This is a genomic window from Allotamlana fucoidanivorans (assembly GCF_045788535.1).
Taxonomy (GTDB): domain Bacteria; phylum Bacteroidota; class Bacteroidia; order Flavobacteriales; family Flavobacteriaceae; genus Allotamlana; species Allotamlana fucoidanivorans.
Genome location: NZ_CP074074.1, coordinates 3,180,376 through 3,198,794 on the forward strand (window position 1 = coordinate 3,180,376; position 18,419 = coordinate 3,198,794).

Here is an 18,419-nt window from a genome sequence, read left to right on the forward strand (position 1 = left end):
TGTTATTTTGATGTTCTAAAATACGAAAAGTCCCGAATGAATCGGGACTTTTATTATTATCTTAACACGACTAATAATTATAGATCTGGATTTCTTTTTTTATACACCTTAGTTTTTATGCTTTGCGATTTTTCATCATAATATTCAATAACAAAGTTTCCAGCAGTGTCAAAATAGCCAATTCCATTGTGCATTTTTCCTCGTACAATATAGTTTCCTTTAGCTTGAGAACTCCAGGCTTTACCAACTTTTACAAACCGGTTATTGTCATTATCAAAAGCAATGTCAAAGCCATTATTATTTGGTATAAACTTATAGTTATCATCACCTTTTACAAAATAGGTTGTCTTGGTTAGTACATCAAAAGCTTCATCAGAATCATCATCAATCATAATCACTTTTTCTACTTTTTTTGTAGCATCTATACGTTTCTGATTAACTTTGTGTGCATCGCGTTTATCTAATTCAACATTTGCTGTTTCACGGGTAACCACTTTTAATTTCTTTTCCTTAGTTTCTTTCCCATCTTTATATTTAATGGTTTTTACCTTAGATTCTTCTTTTATTTCTGTAGGTTCTTCTTGTGCCATTACAGTACCACTAATAAGTATGGCTAGCACGAATACAATCTTTTTCATTCTACTAATTTTAATGGTTTATAATTTATATTTATGTAAATAGTTATAACTATTTATCTTGTTTGCTTTCTTCTTTGACTTCGTTGATTTCATCTTGAACATCTTCAAGTGCATCTTCTACATCATCAGAAAGTTCTTCTGAATTTTCTTTAATATCGGCCTTCGCTTCGTTTATAGCGTTTTCAATTTTCTCATCAGCCGATTTCTCTTTTTTATCACCACAACTTGTAAATGCAAGTGTAATGGTAAACAGTATCAGTACTATGGCTATGATTTTTTTCATAACGTTTCGTTTTAGGTTATTATTAAATTTTACAGGTTGCTAGGTTGCTTTCCTATATTTCGTCTTCAATTTCATCGGCAGCATCTTCAACGGCATCACCTACTTCTTCTGCGGCTTCCTCAATATGATCTTCTGCTTTTTTTTCTTCTCTACAACCAGTAAATATGGTTGATAATGAGAATAACAATATAATGGCTAATACTAATTTTTTCATGATTATAGTTTTTTTGGTTAATATTTATTTATAATTATAACTTAATTTATTTGCTTATTGCGCTTTTAATTAAGGATAGTACAAAGAGTACAAGAAAAATAAAGAAGCATATTTTAGCAATACCTGCAGATGCTCCTGCTATTCCACCAAACCCTAATACTCCAGCGATTAAGGCAATTATTACAAATGTGATTGTCCAACGTAACATAATTTTAAATTTTAAACATTGACTAAATAATAATTTACATGAGTTGTAAATCTACTCTAGTTATTAGAGAATTGCTTTTTTAAAGCGGTGTCATCAAATGATAGTTTATTATCAAATTGAAGTGTTCTGATAGGAAATGGGATACTAATTCCTTTTTCGTTGTAAGCTTTTTTAATTTCAATTATAGCTTTAGTTTTTGCTTTAAGCTTTTCTAACATGCTTTCGGCGTCAATCCAAAATCTGCATAGGTAATTAATTGAGCTATCTCCAAATTCGGTATAATAGAATTCTACAGCTTCAGGTCCATTCACCTGTTCAAAGGTATTAGCTATAGTTGCCTTTGTTAATTTTTCAACCTCCTCTAAATCGGATTCATAAGCCACTCCACATTCTAAAGCCACACGCATTTTTGTGGTTAAAGAATAATTTTTTAAAGGGTTTTCAAGAATCAATTTATTGGGTAAAACAACAATATTATTATCGGCTTCTTTAATAACAAATTCTTTTAGGTTTATATCAATAACTTCACCAGCATAACCATTGGTCTCCACCCAATTACCTATTTGAATCTTTTTTCTAAAAGATAAGGCGATACCTGCCACCGTATTACTAAGTGTGTTTTGTAAAGCCAAACCTATAGCTAAACCTGCTACACCTGCAGTAGCTAATAGTGAGGTTAAGGTTTTACTCAAATTTAAAATACCTAAAGCAATGTATAAACCAATAAGTACCAAAACAATGGCCGATATTTTTGAAATCATTTGAGAAACCGATTCCTGTTGAACCTGCCTAGAAACCAATTTATAGGTTAGCGTGTTAACATACTTGGCTATAAAATAAGCCATAAACAATACCAAGAATGCTAAGGCAAAGTTTGGTAAATATTCAATAAAAGTGTTTAACCACGATTCTAGTTTTGAAATTATTGTGTTGATTATTTCTGAAATAGATAGTTCCATTTTGTTAAAGTTTTAAGATTAATAATTCATTTTGAAAAATGATTATTAACTAGCCAGCTTCAACAACACGTTTTTTAAAGGAACCTGAAGATGTTTTACTCCATGCATGAAGCATCCAACTCGATTTTTCTAGTTGCCTGATGTAGGCTCCAATTAAATCCATGGTACCTTCATCTGATACTTTTTCAGCCTTTTCAATGACGTTTGACATTTGAGATAACAGTATTTTATGGTCGTTTAAAGTATCTTCAACCATATCTTGATCTGTCTTAATAGGCTTGTTTTCATTAATATGAGCCGTTTTTAAATAATCTTCAAGTTTACTCATTGGGTGGTAGCGTAAGGTTAAAATGCGTTCTGCTATTTCATCAATTTTTATCTTAGCATCATTATATAATGCTTCAAATTTTTCGTGTAAATCGAAGAAATTTTCACCAATAATATTCCAATGATTACTTCTCAACTTTTGGTAGTACACGTGGTAATCTGCTAGAAGCGTATTCAATTCCATGACCACGGGTAGCAATTCCTCTTCATTCATTTTTAAATAACTCATAGTTGTTCTGGTTTTTTTTGATTACTCCATTCAAACTAGGGCATAAACACAAAATGTCAAGGTCTTTAACAGGGTTTAACGTTAAGCTAATAGCATTAACATAATTTTATGTTAATAAAAAGGTGGTTTGTTAAATATATTATGAAACTTTTTAGGTGTATTTACTTATAAAATAAAGTCTATTTTGTTTAAAATCAACCCCGAAGCTGGTGCAATATAATTCATTTTTATATTGCTATTAGGTAATAAACTGGCTTTGATATCTTCTAACGTTAGGTTGCCTTTGCCTAAATCTATTAGGGTTCCCATCATGAGTCTGATTTGATTTCGCATAAACCCTTTACCTCTTACCCTTAGGATGTAAGACTTTTTTGGAAAATAATTGGCGGTATATATGGTGTTTTCAATCAGTTGGCAAGTAAGAATATTACGGGTATAATTACCATTTCCAGTAGGCTTGTAGCAATATGATTTTATAAAATGTTCACCTTCAAACAACTTGGCACCTTCTTTCATGAGATCAATATCTAAATCATCTAAAATAGTAGTCATAATAGGTGCGCAAAACGGATGGCATTTCTCACCATAAGTAAATAGGTAGAGGTATTCTTTTATTTTTGAATTGTTAATGATGTTAAATTTAGCATCCACTTCTTTGATGCTTTTGGCTCTAATATCTTGGGGCAAATTGTAATTGAATAGTTGTAAAAAAGCATCCAAATCATCAATAGGCTCTTGAAGAAACAATTCAAAAGCGGCATCTTCAGCTGACACCATGGCATCGGTTCTTCCAGAGCTTAAACTTTTAAAAGGTCTTCCTTCTAAAATAAAGTTTAGTGTTCTGTCAACCATAAGATGCAAGGTTTTCACATCGGGCTGTTTTTGCCAACCATGAAACCGATAGCCCAAATACTGAATATGTATAACGTAGAAGAATTTTTTCATTACCCAATGACTAGCTGAAGTGGCCAACAATAACTTGTAAAAATTTATGTATCACGTGTTACAACACACCTGATAGCATTTAAATATATATTTTGTCTTGATATATTTTATTTATGCCTTCCTTTTAGTTCTGCTTCAATATCTTTTAAGGTAAAACCTTTGGCTTGTAATAGCATGAGGTAATGGAATAATAAATCGGCAGATTCATATAAGAATAATTCATCGTTACTATCCATGGCTTCTATTACCGTTTCAACAGCCTCCTCTCCTACTTTTTGCGCTACTTTATTGATGCCTTTTGAAAACAAACTAGCTACATACGATTTAGCTGTATCTTTATTAGCTACTCGTTCTGAAATCACATGTTCAAGAGTTGAAAAGAATCCGTAATTCGATTCATTTTTTTCCTTCCAGCAGGTATCTGTTCCCGTATGACAGGTTGGCCCTGTAGGATTTACTTGAATTAAAAGAGAGTCATTATCGCAGTCGTTTTTTATATCAACCAAATTTAAAAAATTACCACTTTCTTCTCCTTTGGTCCATAAACGCTGTTTGCTTCTGCTAAAAAAAGTGACTTTTTTTGTTTCTAAAGTTTTTTGATAGGCGGCTTCATTCATGTAACCTAACATCAATACATTTTTTGTTACCGCATCTTGAATAATAGCGGGTACTAATCCGTTTTGATCGTATTTTATTGTCATTACTTTATGTTTTTAAGTCTGAATCATATTCTTGTTTACTAACTAAAATCGTACTTCTATATGATTCGCCTTTAGTTCTTTTTTTAAATATGGAATAGGGATTTCACCAAAATGAAATACACTTGCTGCTAACGCAGCATCCGATTTTCCTTCTTTAAATGTATCGATAAAATGCTGCACATTTCCTGCTCCCCCAGACGCGATAATTGGAATATTTAATTCCTCAGATAATTTTGCAAGGGCTACATTGGCAAACCCATTTTTAGTCCCATCATGATCCATTGAGGTGAATAAAATTTCGCCAGCACCACGTTGTTCTACTTCTTTGGCCCATTCAAATAAATCGATATCTGTCGGGATACTTCCGCCTGCCAAATGCACTTTCCATTGTCCGTTAATTTGCTTGGCATCAATAGCTACAACCACACACTGACTCCCAAATTTATTAGCCAGTTCGTTAACCAATTCTGGTCTTTTAACTGCTGAAGAATTAATCGATACCTTATCAGCGCCACATTGTAGTAAAGCATCAACGTGCTCTACAGATGAAATTCCGCCACCAACAGTAAACGGTATATTTACCTGCTCTGCCACATGCATTACCATTTCTAAAGTAGTTGCACGTCCCTCTAAAGTGGCCGATATGTCTAAAAAAACCAGTTCGTCTGCACCATAATTAGCATATTGTTTAGCCAGTTCAACAGGATCTCCCGCATCACGTAGATCGACGAAATTTACACCTTTTACAGTGCGACCATCTTTAATATCTAAACAGGGTATAATTCGTTTTGTTAACATTTTTCTGGTTATTGGTTGGTAGTTATTGGTTATTAGGTTTATTTTATTAAATCACTAATAATTAACTATATAATTTTCTAATTGTTTTAAACTGATTTTATTTTCGTATATCGCTTTACCAATAATAGTGCCTTCACACCCCAGATCTGCTAATTTAGGCAATTCGTCAAACTCTGAAATACCCCCACTGGCAATTAGTTTAATGTTTGGCAACGCTGCTAACATTTTTTTGTACAAATCGAATGAAGGGCCTTCTAACATCCCATCTTTAGCAATATCGGTGCAAATAACGTACGACACGCCTTCCTTCATATAATTATCTACAAATGGAATAAGTTCTTCATCTGATTCTTCTAACCAACCACTAATAGCTATTTTTTCATTATTAGCATCGGCACCCAAAATAATTTTATCTGCACCAAATTTCGATAACCAATTTTTAAAAACTTCACGGTTCTTAACAGCTATACTGCCTCCGGTAATTTGTTTCGCACCAGACTCAAAAGCAATTTTTAAATCCTCATCGGTTTTTAAGCCGCCACCAAAATCTATCTTCAAGTTTGTTTTGGTAGCAATTTGTTCCAAAACTTTATGATTTACAATATGACTGGCCTTTGCACCATCTAAGTCTACCAAATGCAGATACTCAATACCATGATCTTCATATTGTTTTGCGATTTCTAACGGATTTTCATTATAAACTTTTTTGGTGTTGTAATCACCTTTAGAAAGGCGTACACATTTTCCGTCTATGATGTCTATGGCTGGTATAATTCTCATTCTTATAAATCTAAAAAGTTTTGTAATATCTGTGCGCCTGCGGTACTACTTTTTTCTGGGTGAAATTGTACCCCATAAAAGTTTTTGTGTTGCAATGCCGATGCATAATTTAAACCATAATCGGTTGTAGCAATGGTTTCAGGACAATGCTCTGCATAGTAGCTATGTACCAAATACATATACTCTTTTTCCTTGACATCCCTGAATAATTTTGATTTTAAATTCTTAATCACGTTCCATCCCATTTGAGGCACTTTAACCGAATTATCAAAGCGTTTCACAACCGTTTTGAATACGCCTAGCCCCTTGGTATTGCCCTCTTCGGTAAACTCACAGAGTAATTGCATACCGAGGCATATGCCTAAAACAGGTTGCTTCAACTTTGGAATGAGTATATCTAACCCACTCTCTTTAAGCATGGTCATGGCGCTACTGGCTTCACCTACACCAGGAAAAATGACTTTATCGGCAGACTTTATTTCTTCGGGATTGTTTGATAATACAGCATCGTATCCTAAACGCTTAAAAGCAAATTGAATACTTTTAATATTACCAGCTCCATAATTTATAATAACTAACTTCATTTTTTAGTTGTTGATTGTTGGTTGATTGTTACTCTTTTAAAAAACTATAATTAGTAACAAAAAGCTAACCACTAATTTTATAACATTCCTTTGGTTGAAGGTAAAAACATTTTATTAGCATCACGTTTTACCGCCATTTTCATCGCTTTAGCAAAGGCTTTAAAAATACCTTCAATTTTATGGTGTTCGTTAGTGCCTTCAGCTTTAATATTTAAGTTGCATTTAGCACCATCGGTAAACGATTTAAATAGGTGAAAAAACATTTCTGTTGGCATATCCCCTATTTTTTCACGCTTAAATTCTGCATCCCATTCTAACCAATTTCTACCTCCAAAATCAACCGCAACCTGAGCTAAACAATCGTCCATTGGCAAGCAAAAACCATAACGCTCTATACCTAATTTGTTTCCTAAGGCTTTGTTGAATAATTCACCAAGAGCAATCATAGTGTCTTCAATGGTATGATGTTCGTCTACTTCTAAATCGCCAGAAACTTTTATGGTTAAATCCATAGCACCATGACGCCCAATTTGATCAAGCATGTGGTCAAAAAATGACAATCCCGTATCGATATCATTTTTACCCGAACCATCTAAATTCAATTTAATATAAATTTGAGTTTCGTTAGTGTTGCGTGTAATTTCAGACACTCGATCTTTAAGTTTTAAAAACTCGTAGATATCTTTCCAATCGGTGCTCGTTAATGCAATGGCATCCATAATTTCTTGTTTAGAAGCTTCTGTTTCATTTGCTCCCAATTCTGGATTTTCAGACAGAAAAATACCTTTAGCCCCTAAATTTTTAGCCAATTCCATATCGGTAATACGATCACCCAATACAAATGAATTTTCTAAATCATAATCTTCAGAAAAATATTTGGTTAATAACCCTGTTCGAGGTTTGCGCGTTGGGGCATTTTCATGTGGAAAAGTTTTATCAATATGAATATCGGCAAACGTAACACCTTCCTTTTTAAAAGCATCAACAATTTTATTTTGAGCTGGCCAAAACGTATCTTCTGGAAAACTATCGGTGCCTAAACCGTCTTGGTTGGTTACCATAACGAGCTCATAATCTAATTCTGAAGCTATTTTAGCCATGTATTGAAACACCTTAGGATAGAACTCTAATTTTTCTAAACTATCTAATTGATAATCTACAGGTGGTTCTAAAACTAGGGTTCCATCACGGTCTATAAAAAGGACTTTCTTTTTCATTTATATGGCTTTTAAATTTTGAATTAACACCTTATTTTCTTCTTGTGTTCCAATGGTAAGTCTTAAACAATTTTCACATCCTGGTTGTGTGGTTCTGTTTCTAACCACAATACCTTTTTCAATCAATTGGTTATAACGTTTGGTTGCATCATCTACTTTTACCAACACAAAATTAGCATCTGTTGGATAAATTTTTAAAACGTAACTAACGCCTTCTAAAGCATTAATAAGCGCTGCTCTTTCTTCTAAAATTGTAGCAACTTGTTCTTCTACTTTACTATAATTATTAAGCTGATTTAGCGCCCTTTGTTGTGTTAATTCGTTAACATTATACGGTGGTTTTATACGATTTAAAACCGAAATAATATCTTGGGAAGCATAACAAATACCCAAACGGATACCTGCCATACCGTAAGCTTTAGAAAGTGTTTGTGTAATGATTAAGTTTGGAAATTCGTTTAATCTACTAATCCAGCTTTCTTCATTTGAAAAATCGATATACGCTTCATCAATAACAACAATCCCATTAAAACCTTTAACTAATTTTTCAATGCTTTTAGCTTCAAAACTATTACCCGAAGGATTGTTTGGTGAGCATAAAAATAATAGTTTAGATTTTGCGTCTTGTGCTTCTAAAATAGCTTCAACTTTAGGTTGAAAATTAGGATCTAATTGTATTTCTCTTATGGCAATGGCGTTAATATTTGCCAGTACGGTGTACATACCATAAGTGGGTGGTAATGTGATGATGTTATCCTGATTAGGCTCACAAAAAGTTCTGAAAATTAAATCTAAAACTTCATCGCTACCATTACCTAAAAGTATATTTTGAGGCGCAACATGTTTTCTAACCGCAAGTAAGGTTTTAACACGACGTTGCAACGGATCTGGATAACGGTTCACGCCATTTTCATAGGGATTCTCGTTAGCGTCAAGAAACACCATATCATCGCTATTTCCTTGAAATTCGTCTCTAGCTGAAGAATACGGTTTCAGGTTTCTAATCGCTGGCCTAATTAAATCTTGAATGTTCATTATTTTAAATCCTTTAATCGTATGGTAACTGCATTTTTGTGCGCTTGTAAACCTTCGGCTTCAGCCATAAGCTCTATGCTTTCTCCTATATTTAACAGCCCTGCTTTAGATATTTTTTGAAAGGTCATACTCTTTGTAAAACTATCTAAATTAACACCGGAATATGCTTTAGAAAATCCATTAGTTGGTAAGGTATGATTTGTTCCAGAGGCATAATCACCTGCACTTTCTGGCGTGTAGTCTCCTATAAAAATAGAACCCGCATTGCTAATACCATTAACGTATAAATCTTCATTTTTAGAACAGATGATAAAGTGTTCTGGACCGTATTCATCAATAAGTTCTAAAGCTAAATCATCGTTATCAACATAAATTAACTTAGAATTGGCTATGGCTTTTTCGGCAATATCACGTCTAGGTAAAACACTTAATTGTTTTTCAACTTCATCTGAAACTTTTTCAATAATATCTTGAGAAGTAGAGACTAAAATCACCTGACTATCTGCACCGTGTTCGGCTTGACTTAATAAATCTGAAGCGATATAAGACGGATTAGCACTTTCGTCTGCCACAACTAAAAGTTCACTAGGCCCAGCAGGCATATCAATAGCCACACCAAATTTAGTAGCCAATTGTTTTGCAACGGTTACAAATTGGTTTCCTGGTCCGAAAATTTTATAAACTTTAGGAATGGTTTCAGTACCAAAAGTTAAGCCAGCAATGGCTTGTATACCACCAACTTTTATAATTTTGGTTACACCACATAAATTTGCAGCATAAAGAATTTCAGGTGCCAGCTTACCTTCTTTATTAGGAGGTGAACACAATACAATTTCTTTACATCCTGCAATTTGAGCTGGAACGGCCAACATTAAAACCGTTGAAAATAAAGGCGCTGTACCTCCTGGAATATATAACCCAACTTTTTGAATCGGTCTTTTTTCCTGCCAACACGATACGCCCTCTGTAGTTTCTAGTTCTACTTTGGTTGTTTTTTGCGCCGTATGAAAGGCTTCAATATTTTGTTTAGCTAATAGAATAGCTTTTTTTAAAGGTTCTGAAACTTGAGCTATAGCCTCGTTAATTTCGTCTACACTAACTACATTAGTATCTAACGAAACACCATCAAAACGGTGGGTAAACGCATTTACTGCAATATCTCCTTTTTCTGAAACTTCTTTGAATATCTGATTTACAGTCCCTTCAATATCAACTACAGTTTGCGTTGGACGCTGTAAGATGGTTGTCCAATCCTCACGTTTAGGGTTATTTATAATTTGCATTGTTTTCTGCTTTAGCTTATAATACCATTTTCTCTATCGGACAAACTAAAATACCTTGAGCTCCTTTAGCTTTTAGATCGTCGATAACATCCCAAAATTCATTTTTGCTAATTACAGAATGTACAGAACTCCATCCTTCTTGTGCCAAGGGTAGAACGGTTGGACTTTTCATCCCTGGTAACACGTCAATAATATCCTGAAGCTTATCGTTAGGCGCATTTAACAATACATACTTTGAATCTCTACCTTTTAAAACCGATTTAATTCTAAACTGAATGGTTTCTAAAATGGCTTGACGCTCGGCATCTAATTTAGGCGATACAGCAAGCACAGCTTCAGATTTTAATATGGTTTCAACCTCTTTTAAGTTGTTTTTAAATAAGGTGCTTCCACTTGAAACGATATCGCAAATAGCATCGGCTAAACCAATATTTGGCGCAATTTCAACCGAACCATTAATAATGTGAAGGTTTGCATTTACACCATTTTCATCTAAATACATTTGAACTGTATTGGGATAAGAGGTCGCAATACGCTTTCCTTCAAGATCTTTTATGTTCTTAAATTTTGCAGCTTTAGGCACAGCAATACAAACACGACACGATGAAAAACCTAATTTTTCAACAACATTAATGCCGGCTCCTTTTTCAATTAAAACATTTTCACCTATAATAGCTGCATCAACCACACCATCTTTTAAATACTGAGGAATATCGCCATTTCTGAGATAAAAAACTTCCACTGGAAAATTTCTTGCCGAAGCTTTTAATTGGTCCTTCCCATTATCAATGGAAATACCAATATCTTTTAAAATTTTCATCGAGTCTTCGTTTAAACGCCCCGATTTTTGTACTGCAATTCTTAATTTACTCATTTTATTGTTTTTATGAGTTTGAACAATTCAAGTGATTTTTAAAAATAAAAACCCGCTTGATTGTCTCAAACGGGTTTAAAATATATGTTGAATTTATTCAATACATTTTCACTTCGCTTGAGAGCAAATTTGGAAATGATGATGTAAATGAATAAAAGTCATGTCTTATTTTTCTATTGCAAATATCAGTAATTAATCTTTATAAATCCAAATTCTAAATACAATTCTTAAAACATTTAGAAATTATTAATTTTTGTATGAAAAAAAATGACAAATCATTAAAAGATAAACTGATATGCTGAATTATTTTTTGAACTTATTGATTTCCTAAAATAATAGGCATACCACTATCTCCAGAACCAATCACAATAACTTTACTATTTGGTGATTCAGACAATTTAATAGTAGCCTCAATACCCTTATCTTGTAATATTTTATCAGTTAATGACGCACTTAAAATCTTGTTTGCATCCGCTTTACCTTGAGCTTCAATACGTTGTTTTTCTGCTTCCTTTTGCGCTGTAATAAGCCTAAATTCATACTCTAATGATTGTTGTTCTTGCCCTAGCTTGCGTTCAATAGCATCTTTTATAGCGGTTGGAAGTGTTACATCTCTTACCAAAACTTCAACCAAATCAATATATTGATCATCCACTATTTTTTTAGTTTCATCATATATTTCTTGTTGAATGGCATCCCGCTTAGATGAATAAATTTGCTCTGGTGTATAGCGTCCCACCACACTTCTTGTTGCCGATCTGATAGCTGGTTTTAAAACACGTTCTAAATAATTAGAACCTTTTTCCTGATGCAACTTCCCTAAGTTTTCCAATTCAGGTTTATACCATGCTGTAGCTTCTAACTGAATATCTAATCCATTTGACGACAACACCTTCATACGTTCTGTTAATTCTTGCTGACGTGCTTCATAAATAAAAACTTTATTCCATGGTGCTACAATATGAAACCCTTCACCTAGTGGTGCCTTATCGGTTACAACACCGCCACCAAATGTTTTATACAAAACACCTGCTTCACCGGAACCTATGGTAACGGCCGATTTTGTTATTACAACAATTAATATGATTATTGCAATGATTACGGGAAATGCAATTTTTGGTAATTTTTCCATGTTTTATCTATTTAAATTAATCCGTTATATTTTCTTAAAAACCATTCTGCAGATAAACTAAGCACAATAATAGCTAAAAGATACTTCCAATCTATCAAGGGCATCGTTTCTTTTTTACTTTTTTGAATGGGGGTAAATCTATTATCATTCAACAAATCTGAAATTAAAGTCGATGTATCATCTACAAAATAGCTTTTTCCTGTAGTATTTGTCGCTACTTGATTTAGTCGTGTTACATCAGCATTTAAAAATTGTTGCTCAACATTATAGGCCAATATTTCAAAACGTCCTGATTTAGCAATGTTTTCACCAGTTGTTTTTATAGTGAAATTGTAGGACGAAGGCTTTAAACTACTCAAATCAACTTCATAGTGATTCCCTTTTAACAGTAGCGGGAATGTTTTTTTTGTTTGAGTTGATCTGTTAGTTACTGTAATTTGTAACGCACCACTATCATCAAAAACATAATTCTTATCAAAATATTCCGCTTTGATTATTACACTATTACTTCCTTCGTAAAACGATTCATAATCTACAGTTAACCGGCTGCGTTTTTTATTTGAAGCCAAATACTGAATAAGCTTACCTATAAAATCATCAAAAGCATTAAAATTATTCGTATTTAAAAAACTCTGGGCGCGCCATTGCCATATATTTTCACCAAACAAAACAGCTTCCTTATGATCTAGGTCTTCAAATGTAGCCAATAAAGGTTGTGAAAGCGAAATACCATTTATGGTTTTATTTAAAATTGTTTGAAATGGTACTTGAAATTGAGTCTTTCCATAATGAGAATACAAGGGTGGATATGATTCAAAATCAATATCATTAACGAATTGATTTCGTTCAATTCAGCTTGGTAGTTTTCAAACTGATTTGTAATTTCAATTTGATAATTAGAGGTGTTTTTATTGATAAACCCTAAGTCCGTTTTTGCTCCAATAATAATAAAAACATTACGCTTTGTTGCTTTTAATTTCTGATAAATTTTATTAAACTTAAAGTTTGGTTGATATATTATAATAAGCTGAAAATCATCATAATTAAACGTTGTTTCATTAGGATGTAGTATAGAAACAGAACGCAATTCGTTACGTTCAATACTTTTTTTAAACGCTCCTATATCTGGATGTAGAATATCACTAACAAGAGCAATTTTTGATTTTTGATCGATAACCTCAATAGCAAAATTTTTAAGGTTATTAGTCTTATTTTTTTCGTTTTCAAGTGGAATAATTTCTGCTTTTAAATTTGTAACACCAACGTTTGTTGTTGGGAGGGTGAAATTTAAAACATGAGAATTTTTTAATTTCGTAAAATGTAATACTTCCGAATAAATTACTTGATTTTTTTGAATTATTTGAAATTTTGATGATACTGATGCATGCCCCTCATATACCAAAATGGCTTCAACAGGAAACTTATTTTTTAAATACGCATATTTGTTAACGTTTAACTGCTGTATCTTTAAATCGGTATAACTTATAGTGTCTCCCAAAATAATGGGGTAAACAGGTTGGTTATATTGAATGGGTTTTGAGGCGTAATCTATACCATACGTGGCATTACCATCTGTAATCAATATGGTAGGTGAAACACTATGCTTATAAATCTGATTAAGGTTTTTAAAAGCATTGGTTATATGGGTTTGTGTGCCTTTAAAATTAATTGAATCACTTGACTTTAAATCATTGTCAAATGTGTAAACTGCCAAGTTAAATTTTTCCTGAAGTTTTTTGTTTGTTTTAAGGTGAGTTACTAATTCTAACGCTTTTTGATCCTGTTTTAAGTGCTTTACAGAACTTGTATTGTCTACGGCAATAACAAGATTAGGTTTTTCTGTAAAAACATACTGCGATTTGAACTTTGGATTGATAATGAGAAGCAGCGTGCCAAAATAACTAACAAAACGTAAAAAAGAGAAAAGTATCTGTTTTTTTGATAGACTCTTCTCTTTTTTTAAATACTGAAACAGCGCCAAGAGTAACGCTATAATTCCAGAAAGTATAATATATAAAACGGTTTCGGTTTGCATGTATGATTGACGATTTTTACGTCACGATAAAATTTCAAGAACGTAATTCGTACATCATAGTTTAGGTCAACATACCACCATCTACGTTCAATGTCTGCCCTGTTACGTAAGCACTCATATCACTCGCTAAAAACACACAAACGTTGGCAACATCTTCGGGAGTTCCACCTCGTTTTAATGGAATACCTGCACGCCACCCTTTAACAACGTCTTCATCAAGTTTAGCCGTCATTTCTGTTTCAATAAAACCAGGAGCAACAACGTTACTTCTAATGTTTCTTGAACCTAATTCTAAGGCAACTGATTTTGAAAAACCAATAATACCAGCCTTAGATGCAGCATAGTTAGTTTGACCAGCATTACCTTTTACCCCCACTACTGAACTCATATTGATAATAGAGCCTTTTCTTTGTTTTAACATGGTTCTTTGTACGGCTTTAGTCATGTTAAAAACAGATTTCAAGTTTACTTCAATTACGGTATCAAAATCCTCTTCAGAAATACGCATCAATAAATTATCTTTTGTAATACCGGCATTGTTCACTAAAATATCGATACTTCCAAATTCTTTAGCCACTTCATCTGCTAACTTTTGCGCTTCTTCAAAACTAGCCGCATTACTTTGATAGCCCTTTGCTTTTACACCAAGATCGGTCAATTCTTTTTCTAGTGCATTGGCAGCATCAACAGAGGAGCTATATGTGAATGCTACATTTGCACCCTGCTGTGCAAATACCTGTGCAATGCCTTTACCTATACCACGGCTTGCTCCCGTAACAATAGCCGTTTTTCCTTCTAATAATTTCATTTATATTCTAGTCTATTATGTTTTTAAAACTTCATTACAATCAAAGATAGCAATTAGAAATTTGTTGATATGAAAAAACCTTACAAGATTTGCAAGGTTTTTTTATATGCGTGTTTGTTTTTTAGCCTAATACTTCTGCTACTTTTTTACCAATTTCAGCAGGAGAATCTACTACATGAATACCACAAGCGGTCATAATCTTCTTTTTAGCTTGAGCTGTATCATCACTTCCTCCAACAATGGCACCAGCATGCCCCATAGTTCTACCAGCAGGCGCAGTTTCACCAGCTATGAACCCAACAATTGGTTTTTTACTTCCACTTTCTTTATACCAGTTTGCAGCATCAGCTTCTAATTGACCTCCAATCTCTCCTATCATAACCACAGCCTCAGTATCTGGATCGTTAATCAATAATTCAACCGCTTCTTTAGTGGTTGTTCCAATAATAGGATCACCTCCAATTCCTATCGCTGTAGTAATTCCCAAACCTTGTTTTACAACTTGATCTGCTGCTTCGTAAGTTAATGTTCCAGATTTAGATACAATACCAACCTTTCCTTGTTTAAACACAAAACCTGGCATGATACCAACTTTTGCCTCTCCTGGCGTAATAACCCCAGGGCAGTTAGGACCTATTAGTCTACAATCTTTATTTTTAATATAGTTTGAAGCCGTAATCATATCGGCAACAGGAATACCTTCAGTAATAGTGATAATCACTTTTATGCCTGCATCAGCGGCTTCCATAATAGCATCAGCGGCAAATGCTGGTGGAACAAAAATAATGGTGGTGTTTGCTCCTACTTGTTCTACGGCTTCTAGAACAGTATTAAAAACAGGTTTATCTAGGTGGGTTTGTCCACCTTTTCCGGGTGTTACACCTCCAACTACGTTAGTACCATATTCAATCATTTGACTTGCGTGAAACGTACCTTCGCTACCTGTAAATCCTTGAACTATTATTTTTGAATCTTTATTTACTAAAACACTCATAAGTGATTATTTATCGTTAATTAATTATTGAAAACAAATGTAAATTTTTGATTTTACTTTTTGTATAGAATTTATTCTTTTTTTGATTTTAGAAGTTCTAAAACTTTTGGAATTTGCCTAATACTGGCTAACTCCTTTAGTTTTACTCTAACTTCTTCGGCAGGGCAACCAAAATATGTTTTCCCTCCTTCTAAAGATTTGCTAATACCAGATTGTGCTTGAACCACCGCTTTCTTTCCAATGGTAACACCACTTGTACAACCTACCTGCCCCCAAATGATTACTTCATCCTCAATGACAACACAACCAGCAATACCAACTTGCGAAGCAATTAAGCATTTTTTTCCAACAACGGTATCATGACCTATTTGGATTTGATTGTCTAATTTTGATCCTTTTCCAATGGTTGTATCACCAGTTACACCTCTATCAATAGTACAAGCCGCACCAATATCAACATGATCTTCAATAACAACGCGCCCACCAGATTTAAGTTGATCAAATCCTTCTGGTCTGTTTTTGTAATAAAAAGCACTTCCACCTAATACAGTACCTGCATGAATCGTGACGTGGTCACCTATAACAGCATCATCATAAATACTAACATTAGAGTGAATAACACAATGATTCCCTATAACCACATTGTTTCCAATAAAGCAATTAGGTTGAATGACTGTATTCAATCCAATCTTTGCTGATGCTGATATAGCCCTTTCACTGGCTTGAAATGGTTTAAAATGACTTGTTAGTTTATTAAAATCTCTAAACGGATCATCACTAACTAAAAGAGCTTTTCCTTCTGGACAAGACACTTCTTTATTTATTAACACTATCGTTGCCGCAGATTCAAGTGCTTTATTATAATATTTGGGATGATCAACAAAAACAATATCACCTGGTTCTACCACATGAATTTCGTTCATGCCTAAAACAGGAAAATCTTCGGAACCCACAAATTGGCAACCAATAAGCTCGGCAATTTGCGCTAATGTATATGGTTTAGGGAACTTCAAAAAACTATTCTTTAATGCGCTCTTTATAAGTGCCTTTAGCAGTTTCTACCTTAATTTTATCACCTTCGTTGATAAATAATGGTACGTTTACCTCTGCGCCTGTTTCAACCGTGGCAGGTTTCGTAGCATTAGTAGCAGTATTTCCTTTTACGCCAGGTTCTGTATGAGTCACTTCTAAAATAACACTAGCTGGTAAATCTACAGAAAGTGGCATATTATCTTCTGCGTTAATAAGCACAGTAACCACCTCGCCTTCTTTCATTAATCCTGGATTATCTAGTGCTGCTTCGGTTAATTGAATCTGTGTATAATCTTCAGTATTCATAAAATGATAGTACTCACCATCATTATATAAAAATTGAAATTTGTGTGTTTCAACACGTACGTCCTCTAATTTATGACCCGCAGAAAAGGTATTATCAATAACCTTCCCGTTTGTTACACTTTTTAATTTTGTTCTTACAAAAGCAGGACCTTTACCTGGTTTTACGTGTAAAAACTCTATAATTTTATAAATATCGTGATTATACCGAATACATAATCCGTTTCTAATATCTGATGTTGTTGCCATTTATCTAATTTGATTTAAAATATCCTTTCATAATACCACGATGTGAGTTTCTTATAAATTGAAGAATTTCATCGCGCTCTGGAGTAGCCTCCATTTCTGCTTCTATAATTTCAGCAGCTTGAGTATTGTTATAATTCTTTTGGTATAAAATTCTAAAAATATCTTGTATTTCTCTTATTTTTTCGGTGGTAAAACCGCGTCGTCTTAGGCCTACCGAATTAATTCCTACATAAGAAAGTGGTTCCCGTGCTGCTTTTACGTATGGCGGTACATCTTTTCTCACTAAAGATCCTCCAGTTACAAAAGCATGATTTCCTACCGAAACAAATTGATGTACCGCAGTCATACCCGCTAAAACCACATAATCACCAATGGTAATATGTCCTGCGAGTGTACTATTATTCGAGAAAATACAATTATTACCAACCACACAATCATGAGCAATATGACAATAGGCCATAATTAAGCAATTGTCTCCAACCACCGTTTTCATTCTGTCGGCCGTTCCTCTATTGATAGTAACACATTCTCGTATGGTAACATTATTACCTATTTCAACTGTAGTTTCCTCATCATTATATTTTAGATCTTGAGGCACGGCTGAAATCACGGAACCAGGAAAAATATTACAGTTTTTTCCTATTCTAGCCCCTTCCATAATAGTTACATTACTACCTATCCAACTTCCTTCTCCTATTTTTACATTATTGTGAATAGTAGCAAAGGGCTCTATCACCACATTTTTTGCAATTTTTGCACCAGGGTGCACATACGCTAAAGGTTGATTCATA

23 protein-coding genes are annotated in these 18,419 nt (G+C 33.7%); all 23 read right to left on the reverse strand.

Annotated features, from left to right (window positions below; genetic code table 11):
• Positions 1–77: 77 nt before the first annotated feature.
• The 23 genes from KFZ70_RS13435 to lpxA all read right to left on the reverse strand — a co-directional run bounded on the left by KFZ70_RS13435 (position 78) and on the right by lpxA (position 18,418).
• Positions 78–638, reverse strand: a complete 561-nt coding sequence (locus tag KFZ70_RS13435; protein WP_139694790.1) for a hypothetical protein — start codon at positions 636–638, stop codon at positions 78–80.
• Positions 639–687: 49 nt separating this feature from the next.
• Positions 688–921 carry a hypothetical protein gene (locus tag KFZ70_RS13440; RefSeq protein WP_139694791.1) on the reverse strand — a complete coding sequence of 78 codons (234 nt, stop codon included), beginning with the start codon at positions 919–921 and terminating at the stop codon, positions 688–690.
• A gap of 52 nt (positions 922–973) precedes the next feature.
• On the reverse strand, positions 974–1,135 hold the full coding sequence (locus KFZ70_RS13445; RefSeq protein WP_199240638.1) for a hypothetical protein: 162 nt from the start codon (positions 1,133–1,135) through the stop codon (positions 974–976).
• A gap of 46 nt (positions 1,136–1,181) precedes the next feature.
• The gene (locus tag KFZ70_RS13450) at positions 1,182–1,343 is read right to left on the reverse strand and encodes a DUF1328 domain-containing protein (protein ID WP_139694792.1); all 162 of its coding nucleotides are present in this window, start codon (positions 1,341–1,343) and stop codon (positions 1,182–1,184) included.
• Positions 1,344–1,399: 56 nt separating this feature from the next.
• Positions 1,400–2,302, reverse strand: coding sequence for a mechanosensitive ion channel family protein (locus KFZ70_RS13455; RefSeq protein ID WP_139694793.1), 903 nt, complete (start codon positions 2,300–2,302; stop codon positions 1,400–1,402).
• A gap of 49 nt (positions 2,303–2,351) precedes the next feature.
• A complete protein-coding gene (locus KFZ70_RS13460; RefSeq protein WP_139694794.1) occupies positions 2,352–2,858 on the reverse strand; it encodes a Dps family protein in 507 nt (168 codons plus the stop codon).
• A gap of 165 nt (positions 2,859–3,023) precedes the next feature.
• Positions 3,024–3,803, reverse strand: a complete 780-nt coding sequence (locus KFZ70_RS13465) for a tRNA pseudouridine(38-40) synthase TruA (RefSeq protein ID WP_139694795.1) — start codon at positions 3,801–3,803, stop codon at positions 3,024–3,026.
• Positions 3,804–3,910: 107 nt separating this feature from the next.
• On the reverse strand, positions 3,911–4,504 hold the full coding sequence (gene hisIE / locus KFZ70_RS13470; protein ID WP_139694796.1) for a bifunctional phosphoribosyl-AMP cyclohydrolase/phosphoribosyl-ATP diphosphatase HisIE: 594 nt from the start codon (positions 4,502–4,504) through the stop codon (positions 3,911–3,913).
• A gap of 42 nt (positions 4,505–4,546) precedes the next feature.
• Positions 4,547–5,302, reverse strand: a complete 756-nt coding sequence (gene hisF / locus KFZ70_RS13475; protein ID WP_139694797.1) for an imidazole glycerol phosphate synthase subunit HisF — start codon at positions 5,300–5,302, stop codon at positions 4,547–4,549.
• Positions 5,303–5,356: 54 nt separating this feature from the next.
• Entirely contained in the window at positions 5,357–6,082 is a 726-nt protein-coding gene (gene hisA, locus KFZ70_RS13480) for a 1-(5-phosphoribosyl)-5-[(5-phosphoribosylamino)methylideneamino]imidazole-4-carboxamide isomerase (protein ID WP_139694798.1), read from the reverse strand.
• Positions 6,083–6,084: 2 nt separating this feature from the next.
• Positions 6,085–6,666 (reverse strand): imidazole glycerol phosphate synthase subunit HisH, encoded by a 582-nt coding sequence (gene hisH, locus KFZ70_RS13485; RefSeq protein WP_139694799.1) that lies wholly within the window; start codon positions 6,664–6,666, stop codon positions 6,085–6,087.
• Between the two features lie 77 nt (positions 6,667–6,743).
• Positions 6,744–7,883 (reverse strand): bifunctional histidinol-phosphatase/imidazoleglycerol-phosphate dehydratase HisB, encoded by a 1,140-nt coding sequence (gene hisB, locus KFZ70_RS13490; protein ID WP_139694800.1) that lies wholly within the window; start codon positions 7,881–7,883, stop codon positions 6,744–6,746.
• Positions 7,884–8,918, reverse strand: coding sequence for a histidinol-phosphate transaminase (gene hisC / locus KFZ70_RS13495; RefSeq protein ID WP_139694801.1), 1,035 nt, complete (start codon positions 8,916–8,918; stop codon positions 7,884–7,886).
• On the reverse strand, positions 8,918–10,201 hold the full coding sequence (gene hisD, locus KFZ70_RS13500) for a histidinol dehydrogenase (protein ID WP_139694802.1): 1,284 nt from the start codon (positions 10,199–10,201) through the stop codon (positions 8,918–8,920). The genes hisC and hisD overlap by 1 nt, the downstream gene beginning before the upstream one ends.
• A gap of 16 nt (positions 10,202–10,217) precedes the next feature.
• On the reverse strand, positions 10,218–11,075 hold the full coding sequence (hisG, locus tag KFZ70_RS13505) for an ATP phosphoribosyltransferase (RefSeq protein ID WP_139694803.1): 858 nt from the start codon (positions 11,073–11,075) through the stop codon (positions 10,218–10,220).
• Positions 11,076–11,391: 316 nt separating this feature from the next.
• Complete coding sequence (locus KFZ70_RS13510; RefSeq protein ID WP_139694804.1) at positions 11,392–12,207, reverse strand: prohibitin family protein; 816 nt, start codon at positions 12,205–12,207, stop codon at positions 11,392–11,394.
• A gap of 11 nt (positions 12,208–12,218) precedes the next feature.
• Positions 12,219–13,007, reverse strand: a complete 789-nt coding sequence (locus KFZ70_RS13515) for a hypothetical protein (protein ID WP_407515606.1) — start codon at positions 13,005–13,007, stop codon at positions 12,219–12,221.
• On the reverse strand, positions 12,953–14,242 hold the full coding sequence (locus KFZ70_RS13520; protein WP_407515607.1) for a hypothetical protein: 1,290 nt from the start codon (positions 14,240–14,242) through the stop codon (positions 12,953–12,955). Before KFZ70_RS13520 ends, KFZ70_RS13515 begins: the two co-directional genes overlap by 55 nt.
• 61 nt (positions 14,243–14,303) lie before the next feature.
• The gene (gene fabG / locus KFZ70_RS13525; RefSeq protein WP_139694806.1) at positions 14,304–15,050 is read right to left on the reverse strand and encodes a 3-oxoacyl-[acyl-carrier-protein] reductase; all 747 of its coding nucleotides are present in this window, start codon (positions 15,048–15,050) and stop codon (positions 14,304–14,306) included.
• 121 nt (positions 15,051–15,171) lie between these two features.
• A complete protein-coding gene (sucD, locus tag KFZ70_RS13530; RefSeq protein ID WP_139694807.1) occupies positions 15,172–16,044 on the reverse strand; it encodes a succinate--CoA ligase subunit alpha in 873 nt (290 codons plus the stop codon).
• A 71-nt stretch (positions 16,045–16,115) separates the two neighbouring features.
• The gene (locus KFZ70_RS13535) at positions 16,116–17,057 is read right to left on the reverse strand and encodes a UDP-3-O-(3-hydroxymyristoyl)glucosamine N-acyltransferase (RefSeq protein WP_139694808.1); all 942 of its coding nucleotides are present in this window, start codon (positions 17,055–17,057) and stop codon (positions 16,116–16,118) included.
• Positions 17,058–17,061: 4 nt separating this feature from the next.
• The gene (gene efp / locus KFZ70_RS13540; protein ID WP_139694809.1) at positions 17,062–17,628 is read right to left on the reverse strand and encodes an elongation factor P; all 567 of its coding nucleotides are present in this window, start codon (positions 17,626–17,628) and stop codon (positions 17,062–17,064) included.
• A 4-nt stretch (positions 17,629–17,632) separates the two neighbouring features.
• A complete protein-coding gene (lpxA, locus tag KFZ70_RS13545) occupies positions 17,633–18,418 on the reverse strand; it encodes an acyl-ACP--UDP-N-acetylglucosamine O-acyltransferase (protein ID WP_139694810.1) in 786 nt (261 codons plus the stop codon).
• Between the last annotated feature and the right edge of the window lies 1 nt (position 18,419).